The 18003-nt window shown below is 57.0% G+C and carries 9 protein-coding genes; 7 read left to right on the top strand and 2 right to left on the bottom strand.

All coding sequences use genetic code 11. The annotated features are described in order from the left end of the window. From PLD04_08810 to PLD04_08780, 7 genes are read left to right on the top strand one after another with little or no spacing between them, the layout of a single operon-like run. Positions 1-1464 (top strand): efflux transporter outer membrane subunit, encoded by a 1464-nt coding sequence (locus PLD04_08810; GenBank protein ID HXK68433.1) that lies wholly within the window; start codon positions 1-3, stop codon positions 1462-1464. Next, positions 1457-2665: an efflux RND transporter periplasmic adaptor subunit gene (locus PLD04_08805; protein ID HXK68432.1), complete on the top strand. Its 1209-nt coding sequence runs from the start codon at positions 1457-1459 to the stop codon at positions 2663-2665. The genes PLD04_08810 and PLD04_08805 overlap by 8 nt, the downstream gene beginning before the upstream one ends. Continuing rightward, positions 2662-5850 (top strand): efflux RND transporter permease subunit, encoded by a 3189-nt coding sequence (locus PLD04_08800; GenBank protein ID HXK68431.1) that lies wholly within the window; start codon positions 2662-2664, stop codon positions 5848-5850. Before PLD04_08805 ends, PLD04_08800 begins: the two co-directional genes overlap by 4 nt. A gap of 46 nt (positions 5851-5896) precedes the next feature. Beyond that, a complete protein-coding gene (locus PLD04_08795) occupies positions 5897-6433 on the top strand; it encodes a DUF1648 domain-containing protein (GenBank protein ID HXK68430.1) in 537 nt (178 codons plus the stop codon). Further along, positions 6420-7253 (top strand): DUF2520 domain-containing protein, encoded by an 834-nt coding sequence (locus PLD04_08790; protein ID HXK68429.1) that lies wholly within the window; start codon positions 6420-6422, stop codon positions 7251-7253. The genes PLD04_08795 and PLD04_08790 overlap by 14 nt, the downstream gene beginning before the upstream one ends. A 5-nt stretch (positions 7254-7258) precedes the next feature. Next, the gene (locus PLD04_08785; protein ID HXK68428.1) at positions 7259-8461 is read left to right on the top strand and encodes an efflux RND transporter periplasmic adaptor subunit; all 1203 of its coding nucleotides are present in this window, start codon (positions 7259-7261) and stop codon (positions 8459-8461) included. Then, complete coding sequence (locus PLD04_08780; protein ID HXK68427.1) at positions 8458-9705, top strand: ABC transporter permease; 1248 nt, start codon at positions 8458-8460, stop codon at positions 9703-9705. Before PLD04_08785 ends, PLD04_08780 begins: the two co-directional genes overlap by 4 nt. A 329-nt stretch (positions 9706-10034) precedes the next feature. Here the strand turns inward: PLD04_08780 and PLD04_08775 are convergent, their stop codons facing one another. Both PLD04_08775 and PLD04_08770 read right to left on the bottom strand, forming a co-directional pair. Further along, positions 10035-10883 (bottom strand): OmpA family protein, encoded by an 849-nt coding sequence (locus PLD04_08775; GenBank protein ID HXK68426.1) that lies wholly within the window; start codon positions 10881-10883, stop codon positions 10035-10037. 202 nt (positions 10884-11085) lie between these two features. Next, positions 11086-17802 carry a PKD domain-containing protein gene (locus PLD04_08770; GenBank protein HXK68425.1) on the bottom strand — a complete coding sequence of 2239 codons (6717 nt, stop codon included), beginning with the start codon at positions 17800-17802 and terminating at the stop codon, positions 11086-11088. Positions 17803-18003 lie beyond the last annotated feature (201 nt).

Here is an 18003-nt window from a genome sequence, read left to right as displayed (position 1 = left end):
ATGCGTAATTCTATCTTGAGACTCCTGGTCATACTCCTCACCGGATATTCCACAGCCTGTCACCTTGGACCGGAACCCATCCGTCCGGTCAACCCCGCCGAAACCGCAGAAGCCTACATCCACGATCCTCATCCTGATAGCGGGAAAGCACCGGCCGTTTCCCGCTGGTGGGAGCGGTTTCATCAGCCCGAATTGAATCGTCTCGTAGAGGAAGCCCTGGAAAACAATATCGATCTTCAAACCTCAGGGGCAAAGGTGGCGGAGGCCCTGGCCACTCTGGAGTCCGTTCGGGGAAGCCTCTGGCCTCAGGCTCAGATGGATGGAAGCGGCTCGAGGCAAAAGACCTCATTTGTCCTTCCCTCAATTGGACGTACTTCCGTCTATTCGACGACCTATTCCCTCGATCTCAGCGTCAGTTACCAGGTCGACCTCTTTGGCCGGCTTTCCCGGACACGGCAGGCGGCGCAGGCTGACTTCCTTGCCGTGGAGGCCGATCGGGAAGCTCTGATCCATACGGTTGTCGCTTCCACAGTGCGGGCATGGGTTCAGACGGCCGCCCTGCAGAATCAGCTCGAACTCGCACGAAGGGATCTGCAAAGCTGGTCCGACTCGGTGCAGAGCATGGAGCTGCGGTACGCGAACGGTCTCCTTTCTTCCCTGGATCTCCGCAGGGCCCGGGAGAACCTGGCCTCAGCAAAGGTCAGAGTGGAAGAGCTGACCCGATCGGTGAAGCTTTCCCTTCACGCGATCGACGTTCTCACCGGAAAGAAGCCGGGTACGGGTTTTGTCCAACCCGCCTCTCTGGAAACCATGCCCATTCCGGAGCTGGTTCCTCCGGGTCTTCCCGGAGATCTCCTCGACCGCCGACCCGATCTCCGGGGTTCCGAGTTCCGTGCCATGGCGGCCACCGCGCGGGTTGGAGCCTCCATGGCCAACCTCTTCCCCTCTCTTTCCCTGACCGGCGCCGTGGGCACAAGGTCCGACACCCTGAAGAACCTGACCTCCTCCGATGGGCTGATCTATTCCGCCATTCTCGGGATCGTAACCCCTCTCTTTAAGGGCGGGCAGCTACGGGCGGAGGTACGGGCATCCCGGGCACGGATGGACGCCGCCGCATCCACATACGCGGGGCGGGTCCTGACCGCGCTCCGGGAGGTGGAAGATGCCCTCGTAAGAGAATCCTCCGCCCGAACTATCCTGCAGGAATCGGGTATCCGCGTCCGGGAAGCAAAGGCAGCGGAAACCCTGACCCGTGATCGGTATAACGGGGGGATCTCTCCCTATCTGACCTTTCTCGATGCCGGACGCCAGGCCCGATCGGCGGAGAACCAGTATCTTCTGGCCCTGAACGAACTGTGGACGGCTCGCGTCGATCTCTACCTGGCCCTGGGTGGAGATTGGGAAACATCCGCAGAAATGAACGATGAACCATTGCCAACGACTCCAGGAGGTTCCCATGACTGACCGAATCCGGCAGGGCGCATACGTCGTCCTGGTGCTGGCCATATCCATGATTCTTGCAGGTATTCTCATCGCCACGGGAAAGAGCCCGGAACAGAGGTCCCCGGAAACTCCGGGCCCCCTGGTAAAAACTGAAACCGTTCAATCAGTGGACGTTCCCCTTACGATTTCGGGAAATGGAACGGCCCGGGCCCGCCATCAGATTCAGGTGGTTCCTCAGGTTTCAGGCCGGGTTGCAGAAGTTCTTCCGGCATTTGTTTCCGGTGGCTTTATCCGCTCCGGGGAAGTCTTTCTGACGATTGAGCCCGCAGATTATGATCTCGCCGTCCAGAGAGCGGAAGCCGACCTGGCCCGCGCTTCGGTGGCCCTCGACATGGAACTCGCCGAAGCGGAGGTTGCACGTAGTGAATGGAATTTCCTGCACCCCGGAGAAGAGCCTCCGTCCCCTCTGGTCGTGAGGGACACACAGGTTGCCAGAGCGCGGGCCGATCTTGCCGCGGCTCAGGCGGGAGTGGAGACGGCCCGATTAAACCTGTCCCGCACCCGAATGACGCTCCCCTTCAACGGCAGAGTCTTATCGGAAAGCGTGGATGCAGGGCAGTTTCTTCCCGCCGGACAGCCCATTGCGACCGTATATGGAACCGATGTCATCGAAATTCCGGTTCCCCTTGAAAATGATGAACTGGCCTGGTTTTCTTCTCCTCTGAAGGGAAACGGGACGATGTCCGGCGGAACTCCCTGCACGGTCGCGACAACCTTTGCCGGGAAACGGGTGAACTGGGAAGGCAGGGTCGTTCGGACCGAGGGACAGATCGATCCCATAACACGGGTCGTGCATGTCATTGTCGAAGTGACTCACTCTCTTTCCGAGGGGGATTCTCCCGTTCTTCTCATTCCGGGAATGTTCGTCGATGTTTCCATTCATGGAACGACGATGAGCGGCGTGGTTCCCATTCCCCGCCATGCACTCCGGGCCGATCAAACCGTATGGGTTGTTTCGGGAAACACCCTTCAAATCCGTAAAGTGGAGGCAGCACGAACGGACAGGGATTTCGCCTATATTTCCCGGGGACTCAGTGACGGAGACCGGATTGTGGTCAGTGCCCTCGATGTCGTGACAGACGGCATGGTGGTCCGGGAAGCCGGCGGGCCCGACAACGGTCTCATCGATCGCGAAAAGAATGAGGAAGAGACCCGGCCATGAAGGAAAAGGGAGTTCTCGCCTGGTTCATCTCCAACCACGTCACGGCCAACATTCTAATGTTCTTTCTCCTTGCCGCGGGGGTACTTTCTCTGATTGCCATAAAGATCGAGGTCTTCCCTGAGCTGGAATCGGACACCGTCACGATTCGAGTCCCCTATCTGGGGGCCTCACCCGATGAGGTTGAAGAAGGCGTCTGCATCAAGGTGGAAGAGGCCATTGCCGGGATTGAAGGGATCAAGCAGATTCGGTCGGTGGCCAGTGAAGGAACGGGCACGGTCACGGCGGAGCTGGAAGAAGATGCAGATCTTGCCCGGGTTCGGGACGAAATCAAGGCCGCAGTGGACCGGATTGAAACCTTTCCTGAGGAAACGGAAAAGCCCGTAGTCTCGGAAAACCTGAACCGCCGCAGGGTTATCACCCTGGCCCTTTATGGAGATGTTTCCGAGAAAGTCCTGAAACATCTGGCGGAGCAGGTACGGGATGACCTGTCGGCAACGGATAACATCTCTCAGGTCGAGGTTGACGGCACGCGGCGATACGAGATCTCCATCGAGGTTTCCGAAGAAGCCCTGCGCCGATATTCCCTCTCCTTTGACGCTGTCACTTCCGCGGTCCGTCGATCCTCCCTGGACCTTCCCGGCGGTTCGGTAAAGACCGAAGGCGGGGAAATCCTGATCCGGACCAAGGGACAGAAATACACGGGACAGGAGTTTTCGACCATCCCTCTTCTCACCCGGCCCGACGGAACCCGTGTGCGACTCGGCGATGTGGCAACCGTTGTGGACTGGTTCGAAGACAGTGACGTCATCACTCAGTTTGACGGAAAACCCGCCGCTCTCGTCCAGGTGTACCGGGTGGGGGATCAGGGGGCCCTTGATGTCGTGGATACCGTCATGCACTACATCGAAGAGAAGGCGCCGAGCCTGCCGGCAGGGGTCACCCTGACGACCTGGCAGGACGACTCCAGGATCCTTCGCTCCCGTATCAGCCTCCTGGTCCGTAACGCCCGAATCGGCCTGATCCTTGTCTTTATCTGCCTGGCCCTCTTTCTGGATCTTCGCCTGGCCCTCTGGGTTACCCTCGGGATTCCCGTCTCGTTCATGGGAGGGTTTTTCTTCATTCACCAGGCCGACGTATCGATCAACATGATTTCCCTCTTCGCCTTTCTCATCTCCCTCGGCATCGTCGTGGACGACGCCATTGTCGTCGGGGAGCAGACCTTCACGTACATGGGACAGGGGATGAAGCCCCTGGAAGCCGCCATTCGAGGCGTCAGAGAGATGGCTCTGCCCGTCACGATCGCCGTCCTTACCACCGTGGCCGCCTTTTTGCCCCTCATGTTCGTGCAGGGGAGAATGGGACAGATCATGGGCCAGGTGGCCTTTGTCGTTGTCGCCATTCTCATGGTTTCCCTCGTGGAGGCCCTCTTTATCCTTCCCGCCCATCTGGCTCATTCCCGAAAGAGGAAACTCCCGTCCTGGATTCTCCGTTTCCAGGAAACCTTCAGCCGGGGACTGGAGCGTTTCATCCAGGGTCCGTATGCCCGGACCCTGGAAACGGTCCTGCGCTGGAGGTACGTAACCGTTGCGGTGGCGGTCGGCGTTCTTATGATTACCCTGAGCTTTGTTGTCGGGCGTCACATCCACTTCACCTTCATGCCCAAGATCGATGCGGACAACATGATCGCCATGCTCACCATGCCCCAGGGTACCCCGGTGGAGCAGACGCAATCCGTCGTAGAAATCCTTGAGGATGCGGCGCGTCAGGTCCAGAATGAATTTGATGCAGGCCGTCCTGACGATGCCCCCTCCGTGGTCCGCCATATCTTTACGTCCATTGGCTCCCAGCCCTCGCTCAGTATTGCCCGGGGACCCATGGGACCGGCCGGGGGAGGCGGACTGAGTCAGTCCCATCTGGCGGAAATCAACGTTGAGCTCCTGCCCAGCGAAGATCGCGGTGCTTCGTCCACGGACATGGTCAACCGGTGGCGGGAGCTGGTAGGCCCGGTACCGGGTGCCAACTCCCTATCCTTTTCCGCATCCCTCTTTTCCGCGGGGGATGCCATTAATGTCGATCTGGCTCACACGAACTTCGACACCCTTCTCGCTGCCGTCGATCGCCTTAAGGCCATTCTGGCCAAATACCCGGGTGTAAAGGACATTGACGATTCCTTTCTTCCCGGAAAAAAGGAACTGAAGCTTTCGTTGACTCCCGCCGGCCTTGCCTCAGGGTTGAAGCTAAACGATCTGGCCCGGCAGGTTCGACAGGGATTTTACGGGGATGAAGCCCAGCGGATTCAAAGGGGAAGAGACGATATCCGGGTTATGGTCCGCTATCCGACGGCCGAGCGGAGAAGTCTCGACGACATCCGCAGGATGAGGATCCGCACACCCGGAGGGGATGAGATTCCCTTCTATACGGTCGCCGAAGCAGAGGAAGGTCGCGGGTACGCTTCGATCAACCGCTCCAATCGCCGAAGGATTGTGACCGTCAAGGCGGATGTCGATCCTCAGGTTGCCAACGCCAATGAAATCAATCAGATCCTCAGATCCTCGATTCTGCCCCAGATGAAGCGTGACCTTCCCGGGCTCAGCTTCAGCTTCGAGGGAGAACAGCGCCAGCAGCGGGAAGCCCTCTCCTCCCTGGCCCGAAATTTCATCCTTGCCCAGCTGGTCATCTTCGGGCTTCTTGCCGTGCCCCTGAAACGGTATATCCAGCCGATCATCATCATGACAGCCATTCCTTTCGGCATCGTGGGTGCCGTCATCGGTCATGTCATCATGGGACTCGACCTGACCCTTCTCAGCATGTTTGGCCTGGTAGCGCTCACCGGAATCGTCGTGAACGATTCACTCATCATGGTGGACCTCATCAATCGGGAAAACGAGGAAGGGATCCCCCTCCACCAGGTCATCCTGGATTCGGGGATCAAGCGATTCCGCCCCATCCTTCTGACTTCCCTGACCACATTTTTCGGTCTCACCCCGATGATCCTTGAGACAAGCCTTCAGGCACGGTTTCTGGTACCCATGGCCGTAAGTCTTGGCTTCGGGGTTCTCTTTGCCACGGGAATCACTCTCCTTCTCATCCCCTGTTTTTACGCGATTTTGGAGGACTTCCATGAATTTCGACTGAGACGGCAGGGTACCGGTGCGATCATGGAAATCGATCCTGCCGGTGAATAAAACAAATTCCCTTGTCGGTCCCGGGGCCCTTTGCTATGATAGGCCGGTGTCAGTAAGGAATGGCTGGTTGTTGAATATCGTCCTCATGTTCTTCCATGGTGTTTTCCTTTGGATGAGCTACGGAAGCCTGCCGAGGCGGATTCCCATCCATTTCAACCTTGCCGGCCAACCCGACCGGTTCGCCCGCACCTCCATTCTTCTATGGGTAACGCCCCTGTTGATCGTCATGGGCTTTTCCTTTTTTTTCTATCTCATGAGCCTCGGCGTCCGATGGGTGGGCCGCCAGAATCCCGGAGCCCTCACCATCCCTTTGAAACCGATCTTTTTGAAACTGCCCCGGGAAAGGCAGGAAATTCTTGTCGGGATGATGGAAGGCCACCTTGCCCTTCAGGCAATCCTGATTTCCTGCCTCTTCATCTTCCTGCAGATGGCGGTTCTGGGCGTCATCCTGAAATCCTGGAGCTTCCACCTTCTCTTTCTTCCCGCCTTCACCCTGTGGTGTGTGCTGATCACGGTTCTGACCCTTTCTCTCTATGCGCGCATGAAATCCGTGATCGAGAGGTTCTCCCGTGAAACAATCTGACCTTCGCGTTTCCCTTCTGGGTTGCGGACGTGTGGGCGGCAGTCTGGCCATGGCCACGCCGGGAGCACGGATCTGGGGCCGAAATCCGGAAAGGGCTCGAGCGGTCGCCGCCTCTGCTGGTGTGCAGGCCGTCACCGACCTGGACGACGCCCTGGATGCCGATCTGATCCTTCTGACGGTGCCGGAGAGGTCCATACCTGAACTGGTTGAAAAGATTGTGTTGACCGGAATGGGTAAGGGGCAGGTCGCGGCCCATACGGCAGCGGTCCTGGGGTTGGAGCACCTCAACCCGCTGGCCGATCAGGGGTTTCGAATCGGAAAGTGCCATCCGATGTTCCCCTTCGCTTCTCCGGCCACACCTCTCCCTGCCCGGGTGATCTTTGGAATCGAAGGGGATGAATCTTCGGCAGAGATATTGCAATCCTTTGTTGAGATGATTCTGGGAATCCCCCTGCCCATCCATGCTTCCAACCGTGTTGCGTACCATCTTATGGGCATCTTTGCATCCAATTTCCTCATGGGGCTCCTCAAGGCCGCGGAATCCCTGGCTGCAGGTCTGGACACAAAAGTCGCCCCCGCGGAGATTCTCTTGCCCCTGGTGGAAGGTACGGTGAAGAATTATCACGAAATGGGTGTGGAAAAGGGGCTCACCGGACCATGGACGAGGGGGGATGAGGAAACCCTTCGACTCCATCTCCAGGCCCTCCACGACCGGCCGGACCTTCAGGTAATCTATACGGCGATGGCACGGTATCTTCTGCCTGAAACTTCTCCCTTGCGTTATATCTTTGAGACCAACCCCCCGTATAAGGAGTCATGAACGTGATGAAACGCTTCTGGTATGTTCCCCTTGTCATTCTTGTCGTGATCCTCGGATTTGTTTCCCTGTCTGGGGGAGAGGGCCCTCTGACCATTCAGGCCACACGGGGCGCCTTTGTAATCGATCTTGAGGTGACGGGAGAACTGGTCGCCGAAAAATCAATTACCGTGTCGGCTCCCAACGTTCGGACCCGACTCCAGGTCACCTATATCATCAAGGACGGGGCCCTGGTCAAGGCGGGCGATATCCTGGCCAGGTTCGACCCCAGCGAACTCCAGAACGAACTGGACAACTCTGATGCGGAACTGAAGACGATCGAAGCGCAGATTCAACAGAAAGAAGCCTCTCTTGAAGCGCTGAAACGCCGATACACCCTCGATCTTGAGGACGTGAAGATGCAGTATGAGCTGGCCAAGCTTGACATGGTGGATGACGAGGGAATCCTTCCCGCCAAGGAAATTGAAAAGGCACGTCTGCGTCTGGAAAATGCCGAGCAGAAATACAAGGAAACGGAAAAACAGCTGGCGGACGAAAAAGAAGCGGCCCTCGCCGATCTGAAGGTTCTCCAGGTCCAGAAGCGGAACAAGGAGCAGAACCTGGCCTTTGCCCGAAAGAGTTACGATGACATGATCCTGAAGGCTCCGGCCGATGGACTTGTCGTGATCAATGAAATCTGGAAGGGGGCAGGATCGGGAAAGGTTCAGGAGGGAGACACGGTGTGGCGGGGCTATGGAATCATTTCCCTCCCCGACCTGAAAACCCTTCAGGTCCAGGCATGGCTCTCGGAAGTCGATATCGGCAACCTGAAAGAGGGGCAGAAGACAAAGATCATGCTGGACGCCTTCCCCGGAGAAACCTTTACCGGTCAGGTGTCCCGGGTTTCATCCGTTGGAGCGAAGCGCCAGTTTGACAGCGATAAAAAGGAATTCGAGATCATTGTTTCTCTGGACCGGCTGGATGACCGGATGAAGCCCGGAATGACGGTCCGTGCCACCATTGCGATAAAAACGTTGAAAGATGTTGTTTCGGTCCCCATCGAAGCTGTCTTTACGGGAAAAGATGGAGAAAGTGTCGTATACATTAAGTCCTTCGGAGGGAAGAAGGAACAGGTGGTCCGAACCGGGGAGCGGAATGCCACACATATCCAGATTCTGGAAGGTCTCGAGGGTGGAGAGACCCTCCTGATCGCCAAGGAAGACGTGGAGTGATCGCCAACGAAACTTTCAAGGAAAACCTTGAAATCTGCCTGAGGACCTTCAAGACGCACAAGCTCAGGACTCTCCTGACGATGCTTGGAATCATCTTTGGTGTCGGCGCTGTTGTGGGGATGCTCTCCATCGGAGAAGGTGCCAAGAGGGAAGCAGTCAAACTGGTTCAAACCATGGGGCAGAAGCATGTCATCCTGAAGATCAAAGATCTCCCCGATGAAAAATTGAAGGAAGTCCGGAAATTTTCCGCAGGACTCACCGATCGGGATGCCCATGCCCTTGCCCAGGCGGTTCCCGGTGCCCGGCGCGTCGTTTCCATCCGGGAAATCCCGGTGGATTATGTCTGGAACGAACGCGGCCGTTCCAATGCCCGCGCCCTGGCTGTCAATCCCGAGTACCAGGATGTCATGAACTTTTCCATCCTGCGCGGCCGATTCTTCGATAAAAGAGATGCCGGGGAATGCCGGCAGGTCTGCGTCATCGGGAACGGAATCGCCCGCTCGATCTACGGCCAGATGAATCCCATGGGAACCGCCATCAAAGTGGACAACCTCTGGTACAGGGTCGTTGGAGTCGTCGGGTCGCGATGGAGTTCCAAGGAATCCCTCAAGGGCCTGGAAGCCGAGGAAGTGGATCGTGTAGTCTATATCCCCCTTACGACGGCCCGGGTCAAGATTCCCCTTAAGCCCGATGAATCACCTCTTCAGGAGATCGCCATTACCCTCGAATCCACCCAGCACATCGAAACGATCCGCGACTTCGTCGAGCGGATGATCACCCGCCTCCACGGGAACCAGGCCGACTTCACCCTGACGGTGCCCCTGCTTCTTCTGAGGCAGAAGCAGGAGACCCAGAGAATTTTCAATATCGTCATGGGACTGATCGCCGGGATTTCGCTGATCGTGGGAGGAATCGGAATCATGAACATTATGCTGGCCTCGATCCTGGAGCGGATCCGAGAAATCGGACTCCGAAGAGCCCTGGGTGCAACGCGGCGCCAGATCCTCGTTCAATTCCTGACCGAAGCCGTAGTGATTTCTGCTTCGGGAGGTGTCCTCGGCATTGTCCTCGGGTGGGGTATTGCCCTGGCCGTATCGGTATTTACAGACTGGACCACCGTGGTGGCCTGGTGGTCGATTGTCCTTTCCGTTGGCGTCTCGGCCGGTGTCGGGATCGCCTTCGGCTACTATCCGGCCCGCCACGCCGCTCAGTTCAGCCCCATCCGCGCCCTCCGCTACGAGTGACGTATCTGACAGGTTCAGCGGTTTCATCTCAGAAACCGCGAAACGGAACAATACCTTACAGGCTAAAACACTGACACAGAACCTGGATCAGTTGTTGGCGGGCAGGTCACCGGAAAAGGTTTAAAATGGGATTAAAAAGATGGCGGAAACGGCGGGACTCGGTTTGATCCGAGTACACCCACAAGGTCCTACCATGGAAAAGAGCGGGATTTATTTTAAATTAAAGACTGGCCGAAAATACACCGTCCGCAGAGCGTTCGCGAAACACAGCATAGGTTTGGATTCACGGGTTTCATCCATTCGCGCTGTGTCACTCAATATCATCAAACTTATTCCTTTACCAGTTCGACCCTGCGATTCCGCGCGCGGCCTTCCTCGCTGGCGTTCGGCATGACGGGGCGGGATTCTCCGTATCCTTTCGGCGTCAACCTTTCCTGATCGATTCCAAAAAGTTTGAGGTAGGAGACCACAGCTTCAGCCCTTTTCTGCGAGAGCGTCAGGTTGTAATCGGTGGAACCCTGGTCGTCGGTATGTCCCTGTACCTCCAGGACAAGCTCAGGATTTGTCTTCATCAACGTAACAACGTCCTGCAGTTGTTTCGTCGACTCCACTTTCAGGGTCGCCTTATCCACATCGAAGAAGATATCGTTCAAAGAAACATGGCCATCGACGTCCAGAGCTTCTTTCATTTCGACGGATCCGAACGTGAGGCTCTTTTTAAATCCAGATTCCTCGATGATGCGGAGGTTCTGTTGAGCCCCGTTGGTCACCCAGAGATGGACCCAGGTCCTTCTCCCGTCTTCACCCGGGAGCGTAAAAATCAGATCATTCCCTCTGTCGAGGCGAACCTCTCCCCCTTTTTCCAGGGCTGCGGCCTTGTAATTCTCCTTGAGTTCCACAACCGAATGAGATTTATCCCACTTGTTGTCCGGTGTGTAAAGGGTGTAGAGAAGCTGCCAGTATTTCCCCCGCACAGGGATCTTTACCTCCTTCCCGGTATCCGAATCCACTATCCGAAAAGAGTATTCGTCAAAATCGGCGTAATGACAAACGTTGTCGTTTAGTGTTGAACCGGGAAAAGGCCGCACTAGAGGATGCTCCTTGACCTCCCCAGCAACAAGATACAGAGCGGCAAAGCATGCGAGCATAGCCAGGAACACAACACTGAATCGTTTCATCTCATCCTCCTTTCTTGCGGTTCTGTCATCTTGGTCGGTATATTCGCACACGACGCCACATGTAGCAAACCTGTGGCTACCGGGACATATTACTGATTGTCCAAAAAACACCCCGGAACGATACCTATCGTTTGGCCGTCATGTCTGAAGATAAAAACACCCCGCCGAAGCGGGGTGTTTTTGATTTACGATAAGGAGATAATCAGGGGCCGACGCACCAGTCATCCGCAGTGCGGAGATTCGTGGATGAATCCTCTCCGAGGGCACCCTCCACAATACCGACATCCGCCGTCACCAGGATGAAGAGGGTCGGCTGGTCTACCAGACAGTTGTTGATCGTCCCGGAACCGCAGAGGTCAACGTCGGACAGGGTACAGGTTGTCCCGTCGCAGGATGGGGATGCATCGCAGTAGTGGGTCCCGTCATCGGCGCTTAATACGCGGAAGGGTTCGGTTTCCGTGGTCGTTGGATATTTGCTGACGTAGACGTTGTAGGAAGACATGGAAACGTCCTCGAAATCCAGGTTGACCAGGTTGGAAGAAGATCCCTTTGTGACGAGGAGGGCGTCACCGGGCCAGCCGGCGCCATGGGGGTCGGAGACTTCGGGAGCGGTCAGGACCGGGCAGGATCCCGTCCCGATGTCGCAGTTAGGTGTACCTCCTCCTGTCAATGTCACCTGAACTTCATCGAAAGTGACCCACTCCGAGGAGCTGTTGCCCTGATAGAGATGAAACTGGATCGAAAGGGCTGTCGCGGGCAGGTACGGGGTCAAATCGAGATCTTCCGTTACGCAAATCCCGGAACCGGCTCCCTGCGTAATAGGCCCCAGAATGGCCTGGTATCCCGATCCGCTGTCGATGCTGACCTGGAAGTACTCTCCGCTATCCAGCGTGTTGTTCAGCTGATAGACGAAGTGGAGGGTTCCGGAAGTAGCTCCATCGGCGGTGATGGAACGAGTGAGGGTGTGATTCCGGGGGTTATTCGTCCTCGCTCCGAGGTAGGCTTCATAGGTATTGGATGTCGTGGGGCAAAGGGGTGCTGTGGCAATTCCACCGTTAAAGGCAAGGGTCCACTGCGCTTCGACCCAGTCTCCCGTGCCGCCCAGAAGGTCTCCCGATTCAAAGTCATCCTCGGCGTAATAATCATTACCGCCGCCGACCGAACCGATCTGAATCGAAATGACATCGGCTTCGTCGGGACCGGCGGAGGGAGCCGCAAAGCCGCTGGCTCCCTTGTTCACAAGGTTGGCGTAGAGCGTTCCCCCGCAGGTAAAGGATGCATCGACAACTACGATGTAGTCTGCGAAGCCCTCGGTCGTTCCGTCAGCGGGAATATCGGGCGAATAGGTCAGGGGAGTGATGCAGACAGTGCCGTCTGCGGCTCCATTGGCAAGCGTGATATCCGCATAGGGGTTCACGGCAACGGCATTTCCGGTGTTGACCATCCCGACACGCAGGGTCCATCGTTCACCGGGTTCGATGATCCCGTCGTTGTCCCCGCCTCCGTTCACAGTATCCTCGATCCACTGGTGCTGAGAGTATTCCAGATTGGGAGCACAGGGTGTAATCGTGACGGCATGGCCCGGGGATGTGGCCGAGCATCCGCTTAACGTAACAGCCACCGTATAGGTCCCCGATGCGGTTGCGGAGTAGGCCTGGCTGTTTGCACCCGGGATGTCGGATCCGTCCAGTTTCCACTGGTACGAATCAAAACCCTGGGTGGAGAGATCCACGCTCATGGACGGGCAGACGTTTCCGGCCGCTCCGGAGATCGTGGGAGCCGGGGCATTGTTTTCATCCACTCCGGCGGTTGCCGTGGACCACGCTCCCAGACATGTCGTCTTGGCACGGATGGCATAGGTATGGGAAGCGGAATTCCCGGGGCTGTACGTATAGGGGCTTGTGACGTTGGTCACCGTGGTCGTCCCATCCACGAGGAGATCGTAGCCCGTGGCTCCGGACACACCGCCCCAGGTAATGGACACCCCGGAAAGAGCGCAGCCATCAACATCGGACACGGTGGGAGATCCCGGCGTACCGGGTGTATCATCCCCATCGGCAAAGGATGTTGCACCGGAGAAGGATCCATCGCCGCAGGTGTTCGTTGCCCGGATTGCGTAGGTGTGGGAATTCAGGTTTCCGGGGTTGTACGTGTAAGGGCTGGTTACATTAGTTACGATCGTACCGCCGTCCACCTGGAGATCGTACCCGTCGGCTCCGGCCACGGGACTCCAGCTGATGGAAACACCGGTCTGATCGCAGGCGTCAGGATCACTGACCAATGGCGCTCCCGGGGTTCCCAGGTTGTCGTCCCCGTCGGCAGCGATGGTCGCCGTGGACCAGCTACCGGTGCAGCTGGCCGTCTTGGCCAGGACAGCATAGGTGTGGTTGGCGTTATTACCGGGTGAGTAATCGTAGGGGCTGGTGACATTGGAAATCGTCGTGGTTCCGTCTACGAGGAGATCGTACCCCGTCGCACCGCTGACCGATCCCCAAGTGATCCGGACACCTGTCAGCGTACAGGCATCCAGATCCGAAACGGCGGGCTGAGCCGGAGTGCCGGGGGCGTTATTGACGTCGGTCGCTGAGGTTGCACCGGACCAGGAACCTGTGCAGGAATTTTTCGCACGAATCGCGTACGTATGGGAACTCGAATTTCCAGGTGAATAATTGTGCGGGCTGGTGACGTTGGTCACGGTTGTCGTTCCGTCCACAAGGAGATCGTACCCCGTCGCGCCGCTGACCGAACCCCAAGTGATCTGGACACCTGTGAGGTCGCAGGAATCCAGATCGGAGACCGATGGCGCCGACGGCGTGGCAGGTGTCCCATTGGCGTCGGAGAAGTTCCGCGCCGACGACCAGGAGCTTGTCCCGCAATCATTCTTGGATCGGATACGGTAGGCGTGGGAGGCATTGTCTCCAGGATTGTAGGGATAGGGACTCGTCACGTCGGAAGTTATGGCACCGTCCACGCTGAGGTCATATCCCGTGGCTCCGGAAACACTGGTCCAGGTAATCTGGACCCCGGACGTGGCGCAGGCGTCGAGATCCGAAACCGTGGGCGTGGCAGGAATTGCGGGCGTCGTGTTGACCGTGACGGTCGTCGTGGTGGTGGCCGTCTGCGGCGTTCCACAGGAATCGGTAACCCGTAACCTCACCGTGTAGGTATTGGCTGTGCCGTAAGCATGGGTGACGTTCTGTCCGTTGGCATCGTACGTTCCGTCGTCCTCAAAGTCCCATGAATAGGTCAGGGTTCCTTCCCCCGTTCCCGTTCCGGAGAAGGAGATATTCTGTCCCGTGCAGGCGGGATTCGGAGTGGCCGAGGAAATGGTCGCGGAAACGGAAGCACAGGCACCGCTCGTCGTGCAGGTAGAGAATCCCGTGATCACGATATCGTCGAAGGCGGCTTCTATCAGGTCTCCAACCGCCGTTCCATCGGCGACCCGCATCCGGATCCGCATGGTGGAAGTAAGAGTGACAAAATCTTCGAGGTTGAAGGAAACCTGGTTCCAGGAATTGGTGCCCAGAACCGTATCCGGAATCGACTCCAGCTCCGTCCAGGATGTACCGTTGTTGTTGGAAACTTCCAGGATGTAGTAGTCCCCTGCGTCGTCGGTATCCTCATTGAAAAACCAGCGCCAGAGGGAGAGAGAAACCGAATCGTACCCTGAGCCGCTGAAGGCAGGAGAGGTCGTCACGACTTCCCCGTTGTCCACGTCATCGGTACCGGCGCCCGCTGTCGGGTTGGCTGCAGTATACATACAGTTCACTCCGGGCGAAGGCGTATGGTCGTCTTCGGGCTGGGAGTTGTCCCCGTAGTTCCCCGTCGTTCCGACAGGATCCCCGATGATGAAATCACCCAGAGTGGCCGCGGGAGACCCCTTGGCAAAGGTCCAGCCGAGGTTGCCTCCCTCGAAGTTGTCGGAGAAGATGACCGAGGACGGACCCGTGGGGACACCGCTCTTTTCTACCGTATTGGTCTCTTCCAGTCCATTGGCCGAATCGGTCGCCCGAACCACGTAGTAGTATGTCGTTCCGCTGATAAGGCTGCCGGTATCGGAATAGGAGGAACCCGAAAGATTCTGGGCGATCCGGTTGGTTGATCCGGGTGTAAAGCCGGAGGTCGTGGATCGATAGACACTGTAGGTGATGGTACCGCTGCAGTTCGATGTCGCCGCAGACCAGGAGAGGTTCAGGGTGCAGGTGGATGTTGCCGAATTGGTCACCGTCTGGAGACCGGCAAAGGTCGGGGGCGTGTTGCAGATTCCGGTCGCCGTCTCATCGACACAGGTAGAGGGAAGCGACTCACAGCCGCCCGTGGAATCGACGGCTGTGACGTAGTAGGAATAGGTCTGACCCCCGTTAACCAGGGTATCAGTATAGGGAGAGGCCGAATCGGTGGCATAAAAGGAAAAGGCACTGCCCGGGCAGGAACCGAGGGAGCGGTAGATCTTGTAGCTCGATCCGGCCGGTGATCCCGTACTCCAGGAAATTCGGATCTGGTTATCGCCGGGCACCGAGGACGTTACACTGGCGGGAGCACCGGGCGTCGTGCAGGGCTGGGGCACGACTGTCACACAGTTGCTCATGGAGCTGAAGCAAGACTCCGAACTGCCAATTGCCTGGACTCGGTAGTAGTACGAGACACCGTTGGCCACCGTATTATCCACGTACTGGGTCCCCGGAGCCGTGACCGTCCCCACCTTGGTGAAGCCAGCGTCGCATCCCAGCTCATTCCGGAAAACGTAATACTTGGCCGCGTTGGTGACCGAACCCCAGGTGATCGTGGCCTGGGTATTTCCCGCCGCACCGTTGATCGTGGGTGTGACGATGGTGGGACAGCAGTTGGTCTGGTCGTTATTGTTGACCGTCGTGCAGGCAATTTTGTGGCGGTTGAACGCCGCAAAGATTGCGGAGGCGTGGGGCGTGCCGTTGTTCAGGTCCCCGTCACAGTCGTCCACGACCCGAAAGGTTGTGAAGTAGTTGGAAGTTCCGCACCCGTTGGTTGTCGTGACGCTCGGACAGGCATAGACCGAACCCGAAGTAGTCCTGCTGGCGTACCAGTAGCGGTCCATGAGCTGCCAGGCCGTTGTGGCGTCGAGACCCCATGTAATAAGGTCCCTTGTGGGCAGATCCCACATTGGTTCGGAAGATACAATCGATTCGCAGTGGCCCTCCCTGCCGCAGGGACCGGCATAGGTCGCGCTGGAACTGCAGGTATAGGTTGTGCATCCCGTGCAGGTATTGCTGGTCATGTCCTCCGCGAAGTGGGGGCTATGCGAGTTGTGCTTGTTATAGTCCATATCCCGGACGCCGGAACAGCTCAGGCATGAATCCCCGTAGCCGCTACAGTTGCTTGTTCCAAGGAAACCGTTTCCTGCGCAGGATTCGTGGGTCTGGAGGGATCCGGAAAAGTCACCGTACGTTTCCCCGGTTCCCATGTCTCCGGAGGGAGAACCATCGTTAGAATCAAGACCGTGGGCCCATTCATGGAGGGAGACGCCGGGAAGTTCTCCAGTATTCCAGCATCCGTTTCCGGAACGGTAGAAATTGATCGTGCCTAATGTTGGGCTCCAGTAGGCGTTGCAGGTGCTGTTGATATTGACGTTGTCGGTAATCTGACCGTTCAGCCAGCTGTTGCTGGGGAGATAGGTCAATGCCTTCATTTTAATATTCGTAATATGGTAGTACTGGGTTCGGGTAGCCCGGGTGTTGCCACTCCCTCCAAAACCGGGGTTGGAACAGTCCGTGGCGGGGCTGTATCCGAAATTAAGATCTCCCGTGGACGTGGAAAGGCTGATCGATCCGCAGGCATCACTGATCCTTGTATATTTCCCCGAGAGTGCCGAGGTGCATGAGTCCCCCGTAAAGATACCCCCAGCATTGGCGTACACACCGCCGCCGCAATCGACGTAGGGGAAGGGCCGGTCCACTTCCGGGTCTGGATTGGGCGTCGTCCAGGGGTGCTGATCCGTGGGGTAGACGCTTCCATGGGCATCCCCATAACGGTTGGCATCGGCAAACCAGAGGATTTCTCCCGTGTGGGCATCGATCTTGGCTTCCCATGTGCCGTGGTACCCATTCCGGCGGAACGAGAGGATATAGGCCAGACGGTAATCAAGGCCTTCGCCCGGCTGAACGACGGTGCGGGCCACAACTTCAGGTCGGGATACGGGAAGGATTCGAAGGGAACCTTCGTTGATGATCGTGTCCTCTTCGTATCGGCCCCCGACGTAATTCCACAGGGTCTCCCACGCATCCTGCTGTGATAGTTTCGGAACGGGATTCAGGGAATAGATCGAATCGCTGATATATTCCTGGCCGATTTGCACGAGGTTTCCGTGGTTCAGGCGGAATACCACATGGGCCTGATCCACGGGAACGCCACCATACGTCCACTGAAAATCAACAAAATAAAGGTAGTCCAGCATCGGTCCCGAGGCGGCCGGTATCACTTCCAGATTATCCATGTTCACCCTCAGGAGACCCGGGTACTCGGAGAGGAACGATTTCACCCTGGTTATGAGGAATTCCAGGGGAACGTCTTTCCCTTCCATATCTCCTGAAAAGCCGAGATCATACCCCGTCAGGTCATTCGCGGTTCCCGGAATCCAGGGGATTCCCTTTCCTTCCATGTGGGCAGGCCGTCCGGTGACCCGGTCGACCACCATGACCCACTTACCCTCATGGTCGGCGAGGAATCGTCTCCAGTCGGACTGGAGCTCCATATTGAGAAGAGCTTCAATTTCACTGACATCCTGATGCTGGGCTGTGACCCACATCGAAGGATCGGCAAAGACCAGATCCTCGAAGGGTGCCATGTCATCCGGCACCTTGAAGCTAAACAAGGCAGGGATAAAGGTCAGGAAGAAGAGGATACAAATCGAAACACGCTTCAACTTAGACGAAGCAGGATGCATAATGCCCCCCGAGATAAAGTTTTCTTTGTGTAAGCAATTTCCATGCCAAGATGGGATTATGGTAGATAAATTCAATAAATAGTGAGAATTATGACTATATACTTATTTCGATATATGAATTTCGGGTGTGTAATTCTGTTACACTATGCAAACTTCGCAAATCAGTGCGCAGGATTTGCGCATACTTTCCCAAAACTTGTG

This window comes from Thermoanaerobaculia bacterium, assembly GCA_035593605.1.
In the GTDB taxonomy this organism is placed as follows: domain Bacteria; phylum Acidobacteriota; class Thermoanaerobaculia; order UBA2201; family DAOSWS01; genus DAOSWS01.
The sequence above is the reverse complement of the archived record's forward strand: the minus strand, read 5'-3'. Positions and strand labels throughout refer to the sequence as shown.